Origin of the sequence: Paenibacillus agaridevorans (genome assembly GCF_003112455.1) — a bacterium.
Lineage (GTDB): Bacteria > Bacillota > Bacilli > Paenibacillales > Paenibacillaceae > Pristimantibacillus > Pristimantibacillus agaridevorans.
Genome location: NZ_BDQX01000178.1, coordinates 1 through 17,649, shown reverse-complemented (window position 1 = coordinate 17,649; position 17,649 = coordinate 1). Strand labels below are relative to the sequence as shown.

General features: G+C 47.7%; 8 protein-coding genes and 2 tRNA genes. All 10 read right to left on the bottom strand.

Annotated elements, in window-relative coordinates; genetic code table 11:
- Positions 1-22: 22 nt before the first annotated feature.
- Positions 23-976, bottom strand: a complete 954-nt coding sequence (locus PAT3040_RS17695; RefSeq protein WP_108993771.1) for an ABC transporter permease — start codon at positions 974-976, stop codon at positions 23-25.
- 127 nt (positions 977-1,103) lie between these two features.
- Positions 1,104-2,297, bottom strand: coding sequence for a glucuronate isomerase (locus PAT3040_RS17690; RefSeq protein ID WP_108993770.1), 1,194 nt, complete (start codon positions 2,295-2,297; stop codon positions 1,104-1,106).
- Positions 2,298-2,480: 183 nt separating this feature from the next.
- Positions 2,481-6,707 carry an S-layer homology domain-containing protein gene (locus PAT3040_RS17685; protein WP_181376692.1) on the bottom strand — a complete coding sequence of 1,409 codons (4,227 nt, stop codon included), beginning with the start codon at positions 6,705-6,707 and terminating at the stop codon, positions 2,481-2,483.
- A gap of 5 nt (positions 6,708-6,712) precedes the next feature.
- Positions 6,713-11,011, bottom strand: coding sequence for an S-layer homology domain-containing protein (locus PAT3040_RS17680; RefSeq protein WP_108993768.1), 4,299 nt, complete (start codon positions 11,009-11,011; stop codon positions 6,713-6,715).
- Positions 11,012-11,196: 185 nt separating this feature from the next.
- Positions 11,197-12,585, bottom strand: a complete 1,389-nt coding sequence (locus PAT3040_RS17675; protein WP_108993767.1) for a family 4 glycosyl hydrolase — start codon at positions 12,583-12,585, stop codon at positions 11,197-11,199.
- 4 nt (positions 12,586-12,589) lie between these two features.
- Positions 12,590-14,377, bottom strand: a complete 1,788-nt coding sequence (locus PAT3040_RS17670; protein WP_108993766.1) for a glycoside hydrolase family 36 protein — start codon at positions 14,375-14,377, stop codon at positions 12,590-12,592.
- A gap of 34 nt (positions 14,378-14,411) precedes the next feature.
- Positions 14,412-14,768, bottom strand: coding sequence for a cupin domain-containing protein (locus PAT3040_RS17665; RefSeq protein ID WP_108993765.1), 357 nt, complete (start codon positions 14,766-14,768; stop codon positions 14,412-14,414).
- A gap of 6 nt (positions 14,769-14,774) precedes the next feature.
- Positions 14,775-17,021 (bottom strand): alpha-galactosidase, encoded by a 2,247-nt coding sequence (locus tag PAT3040_RS17660; RefSeq protein WP_373863954.1) that lies wholly within the window; start codon positions 17,019-17,021, stop codon positions 14,775-14,777.
- A 381-nt stretch (positions 17,022-17,402) separates the two neighbouring features.
- Positions 17,403-17,476: transfer RNA gene (locus tag PAT3040_RS17655), tRNA-Gly, on the bottom strand.
- 12 nt (positions 17,477-17,488) lie between these two features.
- Positions 17,489-17,565: transfer RNA gene (locus tag PAT3040_RS17650), tRNA-Pro, on the bottom strand.
- Between the last annotated feature and the right edge of the window lie 84 nt (positions 17,566-17,649).

The window sequence follows — 17,649 nt, the reverse complement described above, 5'->3', positions numbered from 1 at the left end:
CACCTCCTGATCTGGTTGTTATTTAATACAAACTTTCGCCGGTCGCTTTTTTGCTCAATCGATTGCCGATCATAATTAACAGCAAGCCGACAACTGACTTGAAGAGACCGATCGCGGTCGTATAGCTGTACTGTTTGTCAACCAGGCCGGCCTGGTAAACGAAAGTATCGATGATCTCGCCATTTGCTTTGTTCAACGGATTCAGGAATACGAATACGCGTTCAAATCCAAAATCGAGAAAATTGCCGATATTCAACAAAAACATAATGACGATCGTTGGCAATATCGTTGGAAGCGTTATGGCAAACGTTTGCCTAATTCTGCCGGCCCCATCCATTTCCGCCGACTCGTATAGATCCGGATTGACCCCGGCAATGGCCGCCAAATAAATAATCGTTCCCCAACCGCTTTCTTTCCATATGCCCGTGCCAATTAAGATCGTACGAATAAAGCTGTTCTCGCCCAGAAAGTAAATTGGCTCTATCCCAAAAAATCCTAGAACATGATTGACGATACCGGTTGAAGGAGACAGTATTCCCATTGTAATCCCGGCTACGATGACCCACGACAAGAAATGCGGTAGATAAACCGCCGTTTGGACAAGCTTTTTGAGCACCAGCATCCGAAGCTCGTTAATTAGTATCGCTAATAAAATAGGAACGGGAAACACAAATATGAGGTCGTACAGCCCAATCAATAACGTGTTTCTGAGTATTTCAAGAAACTCCGGATATTTGAACATTCTGACGAAGTGATCAACCCCGACCCACTCGCTCCCGCCTATCCCCTTAAAAATACTGTAATTTTGGAATGCGATGACCGAACCCGACATTGGAATATACTTGAAGATAATAAAATACAGTATCCCGGGAATCGAAAGCGCATAAAGCAGCCAAAACTTCTTTACAAACTGCCATAACTGGCGCTGTGATGAAAATTGCTCATAAACACTAGCTTTTTCAAGTTTACTAGCCATGTATACACTCCTTCCTGCTCGATTTCTATGTTAGGTTGTAATAATGAATTGATGATACTATGACTCTATTGCGGCGTACATGGAGTAAGTTAGAAGCATCCTGTGTTTTTTTATGATTCGACAATGGTCAGTGAGAGCCGCCGATTCCATATCGTTTAAGAGCGCTTTCGTATAACCAGCTTTTCGCGACCTTGATTGCCGTCTCCCGATCGATCCATCCTTTGTCCAGCTGATCCTCAAGAAATTCCGCGACCATTTTTTTTACCAAAACAATTTTCCCGTATGTCCATTCGATGCAACGGGCATCGGACACGATCAAAGAATTTTTATGCGCTGGCAGAGCCTCCAACCGGTACTGCATAGAATCCCGGTACGTACTTGTCCGAAAGTTGTACCACCACATCCCGCCTACATGAACATTCGGGAAGTTCCAAGCCGCTTGAACCACGTCCATATTATTCAACTCGGAAGCCACAACAAGCTCGAAGGGTAACGAATACCGTTCAAATAACCCGTACAATTTCAGAATTCGCTCGGTATCGTTCGCCGGAGCCGCGGCTGTCTTGCTCCAGGTGCGTTCGACTCCCAAGAAGATCTGAAGCAACATGCCACGACGTTCAACGCGCTCACAAACGCAGTGGAGAAGCCTCATCATGATCTGGTCCCGGGACGCGGCATCCGTTATAGCATAATTTTCGGTTGAACCCGCTTCGTATCGGGGCAAAGTCGTCATCACACCAGGACACTTCATGACATGGTACGTGTCGATGAGCTGCGCAAGCTCGTCCTGCGCCTCGGCGAACGTACGGGATCGTTCGGAAGAGTCGGCAATTCGCTTTACCCAATCGTTCAGCTGGCCGTCTATGCGCGGAATAAGTACAGCATCATCCCTCATTCCTGCGAAGGAAACATGATGCGGGTAGTTGACGACATAACGGCGCACCTTCAGCTTATCCGCCACCTGCTGAGCCCAATCGTGCCGCCTGCAAGTTTCACGCACCGCGTTGTCAGCCTCCCTCACGGAAGCCTCATCCTTTATTTCGATCCCATACAGATCTTTAAATATGCGTGTAAATGCAATGTTCATCAAGGTGTTTCTGGTCGCGTCATACGCATCAAGAAATGCGCTTATTCTGCTCTGTTCCGGCAACTTGTCGGCATTCGACGGATAACCGCCTGCTTGCAGTTCTCTGGATAACCAGAAATAATCCGCGATTTCCCAAAAATCTCTTGCGCTTAATTGCTCGCCTATTAAATGCGTGTGTGTATCAAAGACCTCGAGCTCCATCACTTCATCCATCAGATTGTGTCTTTTTGCCATTGTTGTCTCCTCCTTCAGCGTTCATTATATGCCAGCAAACTTGCGCTACCTATGTGATAATTTCTTTTCCTTGTGGAGATTTTTACGTTTGCCGCTAGCCAAGGTGAAACATGTACGTATTCCGAAGAAGGGCTGTCCCTTAGCCGCAATCAGCTTGAGGACAGCCCTTGATTCTTGTTCGTGTTAATTGATAAAACGGAGATGCTGCAGGATTCTCTTCGCGATCGCAGCGGCCTCGGCCCGCGTCGTATCCTGACGCGGCGCAAAGGAGCCGTCGGGCTTGCCATGGAGCAGGTTCGCAGACACCAGTTGGTTGACCGACTGACGCGACCAGTCGCCGATCTCATCGCTATCCACAAATGCAACAGGCCTATCCAATAGCGGTTGCAGTTCCCGGCCTCCCGCTTTCAGTGCTCTGGTCACCATTACCGCCATTTCTTCCCGCGTGATCCTGTTGCCCGGCTTAAAGGTTCCATCCTCAAAACCTCGGATCAATCCATATTTCTCGGCGCTTCCAACCGCGCCGGCAAACCATGCGTCAGAAGGCACATCAACAAAAGAGGATGCCGGTTGCTCTAGCAATCCTAATGACCGAACGAGCAATGCCGCAAACTCCGCCCGCGTAACGGCTTTCTCCGGATTGTAGATACTCTCCGATTGTCCTTTCACAATCAACTTATTAGCCAGCAGTTCTACATCCTCCTGCGCCCAATGACCCTTAAGATCATCAAAGCTTTGTTCATTGCCGATAACGGTATACATACTATTATGCGGCGAACGAATGACAATCTCGCTGTTGCCTTTAACGCGGTTAACAATTGCGGGAACAAAATGAAGCTCGTTATTCGCATCCATCCATACTGCCGTTGTTTGGTCCGGACTCACAGGCTGATCCAGCCTCACCTTTCGTTCCACGTATATCCCTTCAAAATCGGTTATTTCTTCTCCCGCTACAAATAATCGGAACTCAATTGGACTTGGCAGCAATGATTCCGCCTGGATGTCTGCAACCGCTCGATTGAATGCCTCAAGCTGTCGGCCGCTTACAAAACCGATATAGACGCTGACGATATCGTCTCTCTCAAACTGACCCAGCACGCTAAGCGGCAGCTCATACGATATTCCGGCGATCTCCATTTTTACAGCAGTCAAGCTGGCAGCGTCATGCAATGCGTCGCCAGGAAGATCGACGATAAAATGCCGACCTTCCGCATCGAGTATCAATTCCAAAACCTCTTTTCCTGCTGCAGCCGCTTTTAGACTATCCCTGTCGACGGTCACCCTCGTTATTCTCTTTCCGTCAGATGCAGTCTCTTGCGTGATAACAGTTACGACTTCACCGTCTTGAGAATCCGAATCAGGATCGGAAGGACCGGGATTCGAAGGGCCAGGGTTGGATGGCCCTGGATCCGTTGGTTCCTGTGTATTCGGCAGAGTTGTAACTTTCAGCGCCAATCCGCCGAGTGTCGAATACACCGAATCGGCAACGGCTTCGCTTAACGCCCTTACTCTAAACGTATATTCTGTGTTTGGCGTCAAGCCTGTTGCCGTAAAAGCATCAAGATCGGATGTTACCGTTGTTATCTTGGCCTCGCCGTTGTACACTTCATAATTGGCAACAGGAAGGGTCGTATTGGCATTCGCCCAGCTAAGCTCAACAGTAGTTGCAGTTGTCCGGGCAGCCGTCAAGGCAGATCCCTCCGTAAAGGACATAGGGCCAAACGCCTTGACTTCGTTCACATTAATATCGCCGTCAACTTCATCGATTGTAAATTTAATGAATCTTGCATGTACTGGCGTATCCAGGGCAATGCTCTCTGCAATCGCATTGATCGTCGGATCGCCAAACTTCCCCTGTTCTACACGGTCGTCCGTCAAAATCTTGATCCACTTGTCGCTATCCGGATTCGTAAATGCTTCGCCATCCGTTGCATAATAGAAAGACGACCTCTTCAACTTATTCTGAAAGCTATAATATTCAAGCGTGCTTACAGCCGTTATTTCTCCAATATCAACCATCATCCATGCGGAGGTGGATCCTTTAAGAGCAACCCATCTGGAACCGGCAGCATCGTTGTCAAGCGCCTTTTGAGCGCCATAGCTGCTTGTATCATCATTCCAAACTCTTGTATACCGAACTTCCTTATTAAATAACAGATTATCGGAACCGTGTTTAATCCCCGAGGTGGTAACTTGATCCTCTGCAGCTACAGCAGAAGGAGTGCCCCTTCTTATCGAATAGACCTTCGCCGTATAGGACTGTCCAGGAGAAAGATCCTGAATGGTATAAGATGTACCCTTGTATTCATCGGCCACGATCCGTTCATAAGCATCGGTTGCCAATGCTACCCGGTAACTCTGCGCATCCGGCACCGACTCCCAGTTAACGACAATGGATTTATCCGATGCCGCAGTCGCCGTCACAGATGCGGGAGCGTCCGGAATAATCGGATCTCCATCGGTTTGCAGTTGGATCACCTCGCTTTCTGCTGAAAGCATCGGCTTGAATGAATAAGGATCCGTATATACGGTCCTCACAGAAAGATTATAAAGCGCGCCGGGATCCAGATCGACAAGCTGATAAACATTAGAAGCAACGGCATCTACTAGCGGCTTTCCTTCGTCATAAATAACAAAATAATCGGCAGGGACGTTATCCCAGGAAATCGTTGCTTCCGAACCGTTCGCGTAATCTATCGTTACATTTTTCGGTGTTTGCGGCGCATTGTAAATTTCAAGCTCGGACACGCGCGGCGGACCCGACATCGAGTAGCTTTCTGTTCCGTTGGTTGTGTTGTTGCCGCCACCGTTTTCGAAGAAAAACTTTACGTATCTCGACGAATACGTTTTCCCGAGGTCGATAAGAAACTCTTTGTTTTTTATATTGCTTGCGCCCGAGGCAGCGTTATAGTAGCTCCTCCCGTCTCCTTTATCATCCGTGTACAAATCATCCACTTTTGTAAAGACCACTTGGCTTAATTCGGATTCTGGATACTCGTTCGCGTCATCCGACACCCATACATCAACATTTTTAATTCGTTCGGAAGCAAAAAGCTTCACTTGATTAAAGTCCATTTTTTGCCCTAAATCGAGGATGACATTTCCTTTTTTGCCGCCCTCTGTGCCTACCCAGTTCAAATGGCCGAGAGCGGAGTTGTCCTGCGGAATTGTCATGCCTGCATATTCAACAGGGTCTGCCTGTACCCCATCCGTTAGTCTCTTAGGTACAGCATTGGCTAATTGATAAGCATTTCCGCTTGCGGCGCCTGTATTGTATGCCTGTTTGCCATAGGCTAGGTTGACCGAGGATACGCCTACCGCAGACTTGTAAAGCGTCATATCCGCCAGATAAATAATTGCGTCTTGGACGTTGTCATTGGATTTATCCGCTCTGCGGTAAATCCCCCACTTTGGACGGTTAAGCATATTATAGACGGAGGGATAGGGGCCCTCGAAAGTCTGTCCATTATATTTGAGCTCAGGACGTCTCCAAATATCCAGGATTCTGTCGGGATCATTATATTCCATCAAGATTTCGCCAGTCTCAACGTCCTTCATGGTCATCGTAACCCAACCATATTCAGAGTTAAGAATCTTGACGGTAACTTCCACCCATCTATCCTTAATGTCGTTAACCGGGATACTCGCGAGCGTTTCTTGTCCCGCCTCGGATCCAATGCTTGCATAACGGAACTCGAGTCTCTGCGTGGCCGATGAAGACACGGTCAGCGTAAGAATCGGGTTGCCATCTTCATCGCTTCCGAAATTAGGATAGTTAACGGAATCATGCAGCTGATCGGTGTCAAAACCGCTAACTTGGCCGCTCGCGTTTACTGCCTTGTATTGAAAGATATGAAAAAATCCATCCGGTCTCGAGAGATTTTTATCCAGCTTCAGCTTCCAGTTGTAAGCCGTAATATCATTCTCCAAGCCTATCAGATCGCTGTCTTCTCCCGGTCTGATTTCGATTCTTTGTCTGTCGTCGTTTCCGCCGGTAAATGTATCGGTGGCACTGTCATAGGATGTATTATGCAGATAACATGTGAAGCAGTCATTTCCATTTACCTCAACCTTAAAAACATCTTTGCCCAATTTTTCGTCGTACATATTCTCGACATGTTTGGCAACCTCATTCCCCCACCTCGGGCTTGATCTCGCCGTTTTGGTGGCGCCTTCAACAGGATTGTCCGTACCGAAGGCTTCTCCGAAAGCTTCATACGGCGACTTGTTCGAATCTGCGTAAATCGAAATGGATTTGCCGCCATGACTATTGATAAAGTCGGGATCAAGCACATCAACTGCCGAACTTGCCGCTGACACGACCGCTGCATCCGTGATGGCCATGCCCGCAAGCATGACAAATGCCATACAACCCGTGAACACTTTCCTTAGCTTTTTCACTACGTTCATGCTAGTCATCCCCTCTCAGTATTATAAATTCGATAAATCATGACCGCCGTCTCTGCTCTTGTTGCGTTATCTTTCGGGTTAATCCTGCCCTGATTGCCTTGCACGATTCCCGACTGGATTAGAGCGGCTATTCCTTCTCGAGCATAATCGGCCATTTGGCTCGCATCGCTGTATCCGGACAATACATCTGAATGCTCTTCGCTCGAAATATGATCGGCAATCTCCAAAGCTCTGGCGATGAGCACCATCATATCTTCACGAGTGATTGGTTCGTTCGGGTTAAAACGATTGTTGCCTGTACCGTTTGCGATCCCTAACCTTTTAGCGATGCCGATAGGTTCGTAATAGTACGCAGACCGTTGAATATCTTCGAAATTGGATTGTACGGTTGCGCTGAGCCCCAGTCCTCTAACCAGCAAGGTGATAAAATCTGCTCGGGTGATATAGGCTGAAGGCGAATAGGAACTCTCCGTTACCCCGTTAATAACTCCTTTGGAGGCTAACACTTCAATCTGCTTTTGGGCCCAAGGGAAAGATCCGATGTCCGCAAACGTTTTATGGACATAGGATATTGCGTATTGGCTGACATGAGTGGTTACAAAAGCAACTTTGCCGGTATCAGGATTATATTTGCCGCTTGGCACCGCTATTGCCTTGCCTTTACCGTCAAGATACCAAACAACAATATGTTCATGATTTTGCAGTTCTTCGACAGTAGGCTCATAATCAATAATGACGGTTACAGGCGCATCCGGGTTACTCCAATTGATTGTTTTGCCCCCTGCAACTATGGCTATATCGATAACGGGACGATCTCCAATCTGGTCAAGCAACGATGCGTCGATAGAGGATTTGTCCGCTATAGCGATCTTAACTGTCACTATATCCGCGGCTGCCAATCCGGCTGTACCCAACATATGGTTCGGTAGCTGTATGCTTCCTGCGGGAGTCTTCAACATCAACTTGTATTCGTTGCCGTTGGACATCAGGCTTTGGGCCGGCAGCTCGACAGCGTATTCATTGACGCCATCTGCTAACGGCAATTCCAGAACAATGGTTTTTATTCCCTTGGCGTCGGCTGTCGCAAGCTCTGCTGCTTCATTGAGCATCGCCGAGGAAACACTGGCAGTTGCAGTCGATTGATTTTTTTTCACTTCCGGCTTGATGACTGCGCTTCCATCTTTTCCTGTCATGATTTCATAATCATTGGATGGGGATGGCATCGCCGGGCCGGTGTATGGCCCCGAACCATTGTCTCCCGGTCCTTCGCTGCCCGGGTTTTCGCTGCCTGGTTCCTCGCTTGTATCCGGGATCAGCTTCATGTAGTCGAATACGAAACCAAGTCCGCTGGAATCCACATTCTTCCCTATAATCTCGAACTTGAAGATGTAATCTCCTTCTGCCCCGAATGTGTAGCTGCCCGAATTGTTCGATCCGTATCCATCCGGTCCATAATGATCTACCGCCTCGCCGAGTGGTTCATCGTTGATCGACAGCTGGAAGATCCCTCTGGATGTTTTTTTCTTGTAGCCGTAGTGCACTTCGTACGTACCCGCAGTAGAGATGTGGACCGTAAAGGCAACGGATTGCCCTGTTTCCTCGCTAAAATCAATTTGGAAGTTCCCCCCGGCAGATGCGCCGGCTTCCGAGTTGGACTTGGTCGGCAAATCGCTTGGATTCAGTACATATTGCCCAGCCTCAGCGAGATCCTCTGCTTCAAAAATAATTGTCCCTTCGGGATCCGGCTCTCCCGGCTGCGGCGCTTCCCCTCTTGTAGTGAACATAACTTTTGGTCCTTGCTCTAACTCGCTTGCCGTTCCGCCGACATCTACAGCCTGTATAACAATGTTGTACTGAGTTGCCTCCCTTAATCCGCTTATCGTTGTGTTGAGAACATTGCCCGCTTCCGCTAATATATTTCCGCTGTCCGCATTATAAATGATGTATTTATCAATACCCGAATGGCTTGCTGCAGCCGTCCAGGTTAAAAATACTCCGTCCTTGTATATTTCAACGGCCTGGGTTTTGGAACCGCTTGGCCAAGACGGAGGCTCGATGATTACGGCATCGCCTACAATAACGTTAATCGGTTTCTTATGATAGCCGTATGTCGCTTCAATGACCGTGCTGCCATTGGCAATAGCGGTAATGACTCCATTCTCGTCGACCCTTGCCACCGTTTCATCCATGGATTGATAGACGGCAAGAGACGTTACATCTAGCGTGCTGCCATCTGCATGGGTTAAAGCGAGTGAAATGGGGTGAGAGTTATTGGTTGTCAAATCCATCTCGTACAACTCACTGTCATACGTCAACTTCGAATCTCCCGCAAAGATTATTTCTCTTATTTTATTGTATTTCTCCAAGCTGCCGGCGCCGTTATTTTTTTTGCCCGCAAAGCCTCTAAATTTGACATAACGTGCCGGTACCTCTTCGAATGTAAATTGCTGCAGATCGGAAGCGTTCCCATTACTCCATTGAGCAATATCCTCGAACACGGATGTATAGGCTTCTCCGTCCGTCGAAACCAATAAATCGAACTTAAACGAAACTCGGTTGTTGCCGCTGCCAAATCCGATAAAGGCATGTTTAAGCGGCTGCACCTCACCTAAATCCAATATTATATCGGTATATTTATCGTTAGCGTTATTGTCGTCCCCGCCAACCGGCTTGTTATCCCACATGGAGGTTATATCACCATCGTACACTCTTGTCGGCACGCTTGGGCCTTCGGCCCGAATAACCGGGTATGCCACCATCTGCGGCGGCGGAGATACGTATCTCATATAGTTGAATGTTATCGAGTAAGTAGCGGTTAATGAACTGTCATCGGGGTCAGCAACGGTAATTGCCACTGTACCCGCAGGATTATTATTGGCATCCGCCACTTCTTCTCCAACTGCAACGACAAGTTCAGACGAAGCCTCTCCGTGCACCGCAGGAGCCTCGGAAACACCCGGCGGCAAATTTACTTTATAATCAAACACACTGGGTGAAAACCCCGGAAGCGGCTGCCCGTCCAATGTAATTTGATTCAGCTTGAGAAGGGTTGCCGATGCAGGTGCCGTCGCTGATTGATTCAATACGAATTTATCCAACTGCGCTCCAGCTGCCAAAGCTTGAATCGAAATGGACTGTTCCCCGTTCGTTAGCGGGATCTCTACCGTCGTCCATCCCCACGAGCCAACCTCAACGTTAGCGTCGATCGATGTTTCGCCAGCTACTATTTTCAACTGGCTCGCCTCTAAATCCGGCGCTTTACCCAATAAGTGAATGTAGGCAGATCCAGATGAATTCGACGCATTAAGCTTGTATGTTAATGCATTGTTTTCTTGGGATACATTCCATGCATCGGGGATCCCCATTATGGCATCGTTGAATCGGCTCGTATCCCTTGTCTGGCGGAACGACAAACCTTGCTTGCCGAAATAATGTTCGGCTTCAATATGATTGTCCACGCTTAGGTTGACAGGATGTACAAGGCCGCTCGTATCGCTGTGCTTCGTAATCTCAAATTTAGCGAACTGAATATCCGCATCGTTCATCCCGCTGAATATTTTCCTGTATATCCCCCACTTCGGGCGATTAATATCCGCATTATCTCTCCAGTTATCTTTGTTGCCGCTATAGGACATCAGCGTTTGACCATTTGATAAATCTTTAAGCGTCATAGCCACTAAACCGTCTTCCGCATTTTCCACGGTTACTGTCGCATCGACCCATGTATTGCTAACATTAGACCAGGCTGTGGAAGTCAACACCTCGACTTCGTCCATCGTCGGTCCTATAGGGCTATGACGGAAATATAATTTATCATCCGCGACGGTGAAGGTCAGAATTGGCGCTCCGTCATCGCCGCCTTGCGCTTTCAATTGAAAAATATGATTAAACGCGCCCGCGGGCGGCATTTGGAAATTCGGCATAACCCGGAATTGCCAATGATACGTCAATATTTCATTTTCAAATCCTTTTACGTCGGCATTGGAACTGTTATACGCTTTCAATTCTACCCGTTGTCTATCCAGATTGCCGCCATCGTAATCTCCGTACTTATTTGCATGAAATTGGAATACGGGCCCCAGCCCGCTTACATTCGTTTCGAATAAGTGCTCGATATCATTTGGTCCGTCCACCGGCCCCCCGCCCAATTTGCTATTTTGAAAGATCTGATAAGCCGTAAAACCGACATCGACCCCATCCGGTTCAATCGTTGTTACCGTGTCTGCAAATACGATCGCCGGAACGATAAGTACAAATAATAACAGTCCTGCCGCCTGCACAATGACCTTCTCCAATAGTTTCAATACTCCAACCTCCCTTAATGTAGTCGCTTTCAATTATATCCGCGCCGCATATGCAAGTTGAATGTGGTATTTTAAGGCTGTATGTTTTTTTATACGATAAGCAAAAAACTACCAGCGATGAACGTCTTAAACATTCGTCGCTGGTAGCATAATTTGAAATGGCTGGTTATCGCCTCCGCTCAATACTATCCATATGGCGCGTATTTCTTCGTATTATCTAACATTTTATTGTATAAATCTTTAGCCTGTTCCGGAGCAATCGTAACTAACGGATCGTTGGCGAATGCCGCAAAACCGAGTTCCCGATCTTTCGTTAATGCTGCTCGGAGTATCGTTTCCTGATTATATACATGACGATTCACCATGGAGTTTACTTGCGACGGCAATTCTCCTGCCATAACCGGACGGACCGAATTAAGAGACAAATAAGCGTTTGTTTCAACTACCGCTCCATGCTTAACATTACCAAGCTGACCTTGGTTCGGTATATTCACATTTGTAACAAATTCTTTAATGCCCAGCAGCGCCTTCATGATCGCAATCGTTTCTTCGCCTGTTTTCTTTAGATTAAACGCTTCTTCCCCGGTTACCAACCGCTTGCTCTGCTGAAATAGCTTCTCTCCTTTTTCAATGCGAAGATCGACCGGCGTTATGCTGAACTTCCAACGGGCAATTGTTTCCCGATCCTTCAGATACCAGTATCCGGGCATAAATTCAGCTAAATGGCGATCTCCGGCGGCGGCAATAACGCCAAACTTCTTGAATAAATCAAAATGAATGCGGTGTGCCGACCGGAATACATTTTCATGCCATGGTCCATAGTGGTGCTCTTCGTAACCCTCCCGATAATATTTGTCTGCGAACTCTGCATAAAGCGGCAATAAATCGATTCCTTTGTAGCTGGCTTTATCGATCCAGGTAAAGTGGTTAATGCCCATGACATTGACATTGATCTCCGTACGATGCTGTACGTCTTCAATTCCCTTCATTTCTTTAAGCATTTGAGCAAGCAGCTTTTGCGTGCCGAATACCTCATGACAACAGCCGATCGCCTTAATGCCAGGGAATACTTCGTATAATGTCCTTACACAAAGCGTCATCGGATTTGTAAAATTGATTACCCATGCGTGAGGCGCATGTTGTTTAATATGTTCGGCAAGTTCCGCATAGATTGGGATTGTCCTTAGAGCTCGTACATGGCCTCCCGGCCCCACCGTATCTCCGACCGACTGATAGATGCCGTATTCTTCCGGAAGATGTACGTCCGAGTACATTTCTGCAAATGAACCCGGCAAAATAGAAATAATAATAAAATCGGCATCTTGCAATGCCTGCTCTAACGAGGGCACCGCTTCATATTTCCACTTGCCCTTCACTTCATCACGATCGTAAATGCTATTGCCAATGGCGGCATTGTCTTCGGCAGCTTGTTGATTGATATCGTACAGTTTTACGATTCCAGACATTGTCGGCTCACTGGCCAAGTCGCTCATCAGCCCCCACGCCCAACCACGCGACCCGCCTCCGATATAAGCAATGTTCAGATTGGTGCGTACCGCTTGTTGTTCAGTCATTTCTTTATTCCCCTTTTTGCTTGAATTTGATCGCAGCCAGCCCTGCTGGAGGAATCGGCAACTTATGAATGCCAGCATAAAAATCGCAGCTAAAGCGTCCCGTTACATTCCCGCAGCAGTCTGTCATTTCCACCTTGGCCTCTCCCATCGATTGCTCCAGATTCAGGTAAATGTCTTCCTTCAGTCGTCCATTAACGACTATGTATTGCGTCACTTCTATTCCGGCGTCTATGGAAATCATTGCATCGTGATAGGAAACAATAATCGATTTATTTTCCTTCCTTGCTTCGACAACAGGATACAACAGTTCCGGATTCATCGGCATAATACGGCCTTCCAATAAAACATCGCGATTCTGCTTCCAGACGCTTAACCAGTGGCGAAGCATACGTTGATGCTCGATCGGAATCTGATCCAGCAGCACAGAAACCTGGGGTACCGAAAACAACAAGCCGATTAGCTGCAGCGCAGCGCTCTCTACTGGCTCCTGGGGATTCCACATGATCATGTCGGCATGGGTTGCCGTTGATCCGCCTATCAATCGAATATCAATGGTGCGAGTTCTATTTTGAATACTGTCATTAGGGCAGTCTCCCGCTCTAAACATATTTCCGTATTTGCGCATGGCAGGACCGATATACGGTTGCCGGAATTCGATCATAATATCGGGCTTCAACTCTCTCAGCCGCGCGATGATGTCGGTAAGCAGCCGATCCACCGCGGCAGGCAGAGAGTCGATGTCCTTGCCCTCGCGATTTTGATCCCCCTCCACTTCCGGCATATAAAACCGGTCGATAAAATCCAGCTTGAACCCGTCCAAATTCCAGCGTAATACCGCATTCTCATAAGTTGAAATAATATATTCTCTGACTTCTGGATAGCGCGGATCCAGAATCCCCGCTCCAATTCGCTCATTATAGTCAATAAATCGGTCTTTGAATTGATCCCATGCTCTGCTGAATTTCCCTACATAGGGAACGGAATACCATAATATAAATTTCATCCCGAGCTTATGGATCGAATTAACGTGATTGGCGAAATCGGGAAACTTGCCTTCGTATACATCCCAATCGCCGCAATAGGCATAGCCTCTACGATTGTCGCTCGTTTGCCAACCGTCGTCGACAATAACGGCATCCATGCCTAATGCCTTGGCTATCGCGCATTGCTCTTCGACATGCTGGGCAGTCATATTTTGATGCATGCTGTACCAAGTCGAATACATTGGGGTTTTAGCCGCTTCGGGGACGCGAGCCGGTCGATATTCGGGCATCCCGCTCCACCATTCCTGGACATCATTTAAGCTGTCGTAATAAGCAATCTCCCTTGTATCTACAAGCAAATAAGCTTCGTAGGCGTCCAAGGGCGCCGTAACTTCCGTAAAGAGCTTGATGCCGCAATTGAAAACAGCCCCTTCCTCATGGACGCCAGCAAAATATTCGACGGTATTGAGCGCATCGGAGAACGCAAACGTCAGCCGATTGCGCCCGTTGCTATTGAATAAAGACAACACGGGAGCTGAAGCGGCAGCATTCGATTTCAGGTTTCGCATCCAATCCGCTTTATAGCTTTTGTTGCGGTCGGCAGCCGGGTGCCAACTCGCTTGAATATCCGAGATCGGATGCGTCCATTCCAGCGCAAATACAGGGGGGATTTCTTTTAGTGCTGCGTTTATTTTGATACCAATGAGCGCCAGCCCATCCGCTATATGGGAGCAGGTCATTATAGACGAGAATCGATCGCCCTCTCCTGTTAATACGAACGTATGGGTGCTTGTAGAAACCTGCTGCATCAAACATTCATTCCCCTCGTTTAAGGTTGGTCTGTCACTGATTCTTATTTCTTGTCGACGATGCGTGACACCACAAGGTAACGATCGGATCTTCGATACTCGAAATCAGATGATGGTCCTCCTCCGGTTCTACGATGATTACATCTCCGGTTGCAATGGGATGGCATTGTCCATTGATCTCAACCGAACCTTTACCTTGCAAAATAACGAAAGCTTCGCAATCACTATGAATATGATAGTCTCTCCCGTCCGGTCCATCGTTCGTATGGCTGCGCCCGCCTGGCTTGCTAAAGGAAAGGCCCCCCGAAGATATAAATTTTCCTGGCAATACATCTTGCAGAATATGACCTTCCGTCACATCATGCAGTTCCTGCAAACGAATCCTTTTCATTTATTGTCACTCCTCTAGCGCATGCAGTCGATACATGCGGCTTCGAAAGTCGCCCTTCCATTGAGGGAGGTTTAGTCCAATGTTCATGAGTTCATCGCCGCCAAACACTGCTTCCGCTTCTCCATCGCTCAACTCCGTGATTCGATAGTCTTTTGCGGCATCCAGTCCGTGCAAATGAAGCTTGCGCAGAGGCGGGTTTGGCTTGGAGAGCACCTGGAAATAGACAAGCACCGCTTCGGCTTTATCTTTGGACACGAACATCCACGCCGTTTCATTTCCTTCAAACGGACTCAGCAGCCGATAGAAATCTCCAAATTGAATAACCGAACGGGACTCCTTATAAGCGGCAATCTGACGTTTTACTGCTTCTTTATCCTGTTCGGTAAGCCGAGTAAGATCGAGCTCATAACCCAGATTGCCAGACATTGCCACATGTCCTCGCGAGTCTATCGAGGTTATGCGATGAACTTGATGATTAGGCACAGCCGATACATGGGCTCCGATCGAGCTAATCGGGTAAACAAGACTTGTACCATATTGAATCTTAAGCCTTTCAACAGCATCCGTATTATCGCTCGTCCATGTTTGCGGCATATAATACAGCATACCCGGATCGAATCGCCCGCCGCCTCCCGAGCAGCTTTCAAACAGGATATGTGGAAATGCCGTTGTCAAACGTTCCATCACCTCATACAACCCAAGCATATAGCGATGCGCGGTTTCCCTCTGACGTTCCGAAGACAGCGCGGCCGAACCTACTTCCGTCATATTGCGGTTCATATCCCATTTCACATAGGCAATTGGACAACTGGACAATATGTCTGACATAACATTAACAATGTACTTTCGCACATCTTCTCTGGTAAAGTCCAAAACAAGTTGATGTCTGGCCAATGTTCGGCGCCGATCCGGCACGTGTATGCACCATTCCGGATGACACCGGTAAAGTTCACTGTCGGGAGAGACCATCTCCGGCTCGAACCAAAGGCCGAATTGCATCCCCAGCTTGTTGATTCGTTCCGCTAGGTCCTCCAATCCATTCGGCAACTTGTTGCGATCGACAAACCAGTCGCCTAACGAGCCGCGGTCGTCGTCTCGTTTGCCGAACCATCCATCATCCAAAACTAACAATTCAATTCCCATGTCTCTGGCATCCATTGCTATCTCTTCAATCTTGCCGGCGTTAAAATTAAAATAGGTTGCCTCCCAGTTGTTTACAAGTACAGGTCTGACACGATCCCGGTATTCGCCGCGACATAACCGATTACGGTACAAGCTGTGGAAAGTACGAGACATTCCGCCAAGCCCCGCAGATGAGTGAACAAGCACAACCTCCGGCGTTTGAAACGATTCTCCCTTCTCCAACAACCATGAGAAATCAAACGGGTTTATCCCCATTACGACTCGGGTCGTATCATAAGGGTCAACTTCCGCCTGAGCCAAAAAATTGCCGCTGTATACGAAGCTAAATCCATACACTTGCCCTAGATGCTCTCCGGCATCCTTGGATAGAAGAGCGATAAAGGGATTATGAGAATGACTGCTTGCTCCTCGTCTGCTTTCGATTACAGCGCCGCCTGGAGCAAGGCTTCTTCTGGCAATATGTCGTTCCCTTGCCCATGTTCCATCTAGATGAAGCAAATCGTAATCGGAATGAGGCAAATCGATACTCATGCTTAATGCGCGATTAAGCCTGAACTTGCCAGTTCCCTCGTTCACGAACAGAACGGATCGGGTTATGGCGGCATAATCCCGAAATACGGTATAGGTTAGAATCACTTTCAAACCGATCCGTTTATCCCTCAAGACGATATCTAACGATTCCGATTCCGACTCTTTCTCCACATAAGTGGCAGGCAAACCGCTCAGACTTTGCTTTCCGGAGTAAATTCGATGGGAATCATATTCCAATTCGCTTACCGTTGTCCCATTTTCCAGTTGAAGCTCGAATGCCGGCACACGAAAATCACTGCTTCCGAATGACGGGAACTCCTGCGGAAGCGTATCCAGCGATAGGCTGGGATCATTCGGATCCGTAGAAGGCGAGAAGGAACAGCGGCTTCTTCGCGCTAATAAGCCGGACAGATTCGTCCCTCGAACCTTTGCCCCCCAATACACGTGGCTCAAGTGCTTGCCATTAATCACTTGCATGATGTAACTGACTTCCGAGTTATACAAATGGATGGATTGCGTCTCTCCATCAAAAAAAATACCCGCTTTTAGCTCCGGAGGGAATGCGCTTATGACACTCACCGCTTTCTCTTTATTCGATCATTGCGAAAGCCTTGTTCTGATTTTCAGGATACGTTCCGCTTTATTATAAGTTAACGCCCAAACGAAACACATGTCATAATCCCAACTCCGTATGGCGTAACTTACGATTTTGACGTCTCTTCCGCTAACGTCGTACTTTTACGAAATACCTTGCCGTCGATTGGATTGTTAATGGGGATAACTTTTTGAGGACAACACAAATAACCTTCATCGGCATGAAGGTTGGGGTGGAGGAGATCACGTTCTGCTTATTAGGTCAGCCCCAAAGTAAGAAAAGCTGATACGGTAAAGCATGGGCGTATGCGCCTTCTCAAAACAAAAGAAGCCTTGCTGTGCAAGGCTTCTGGGTTCTTAAGATACTGGAGCGGGTGATGGGAATCGAACCCACGCTATTAGCTTGGAAGGCTAAAGTTCTACCATTGAACTACACCCGCATTATAAAAAGATGGTCGGGACGACACGATTTGAACATGCGACCCCCTGGTCCCAAACCAGGTGCTCTACCAAGCTGAGCTACGTCCCGATAAGTAAGCAAACATTAGAAAAAATGGCGCGGCCTAAGAGATTCGAACTCCTGACCTTTTGATTCGTAGTCAAACGCTCTATC

What these genes read in the sequence shown, in the direction of transcription:
- PAT3040_RS17695 (WP_108993771.1), bottom strand. Translation starts at nt 976, where the DNA reads ATGGCTAGTAAACTTGAAAAAGCTAGTGTTTATGAGCAATTTTCATCA.
- PAT3040_RS17690 (WP_108993770.1), bottom strand. Translation starts at nt 2,297, where the DNA reads ATGGCAAAAAGACACAATCTGATGGATGAAGTGATGGAGCTCGAGGTC.
- PAT3040_RS17670 (WP_108993766.1), bottom strand. Translation starts at nt 14,377, where the DNA reads ATGCAGCAGGTTTCTACAAGCACCCATACGTTCGTATTAACAGGAGAG.
- PAT3040_RS17685 (WP_181376692.1), bottom strand. Translation starts at nt 6,707, where the DNA reads ATGAACGTAGTGAAAAAGCTAAGGAAAGTGTTCACGGGTTGTATGGCA.
- PAT3040_RS17675 (WP_108993767.1), bottom strand. Translation starts at nt 12,585, where the DNA reads ATGACTGAACAACAAGCGGTACGCACCAATCTGAACATTGCTTATATC.
- PAT3040_RS17665 (WP_108993765.1), bottom strand. Translation starts at nt 14,768, where the DNA reads ATGAAAAGGATTCGTTTGCAGGAACTGCATGATGTGACGGAAGGTCAT.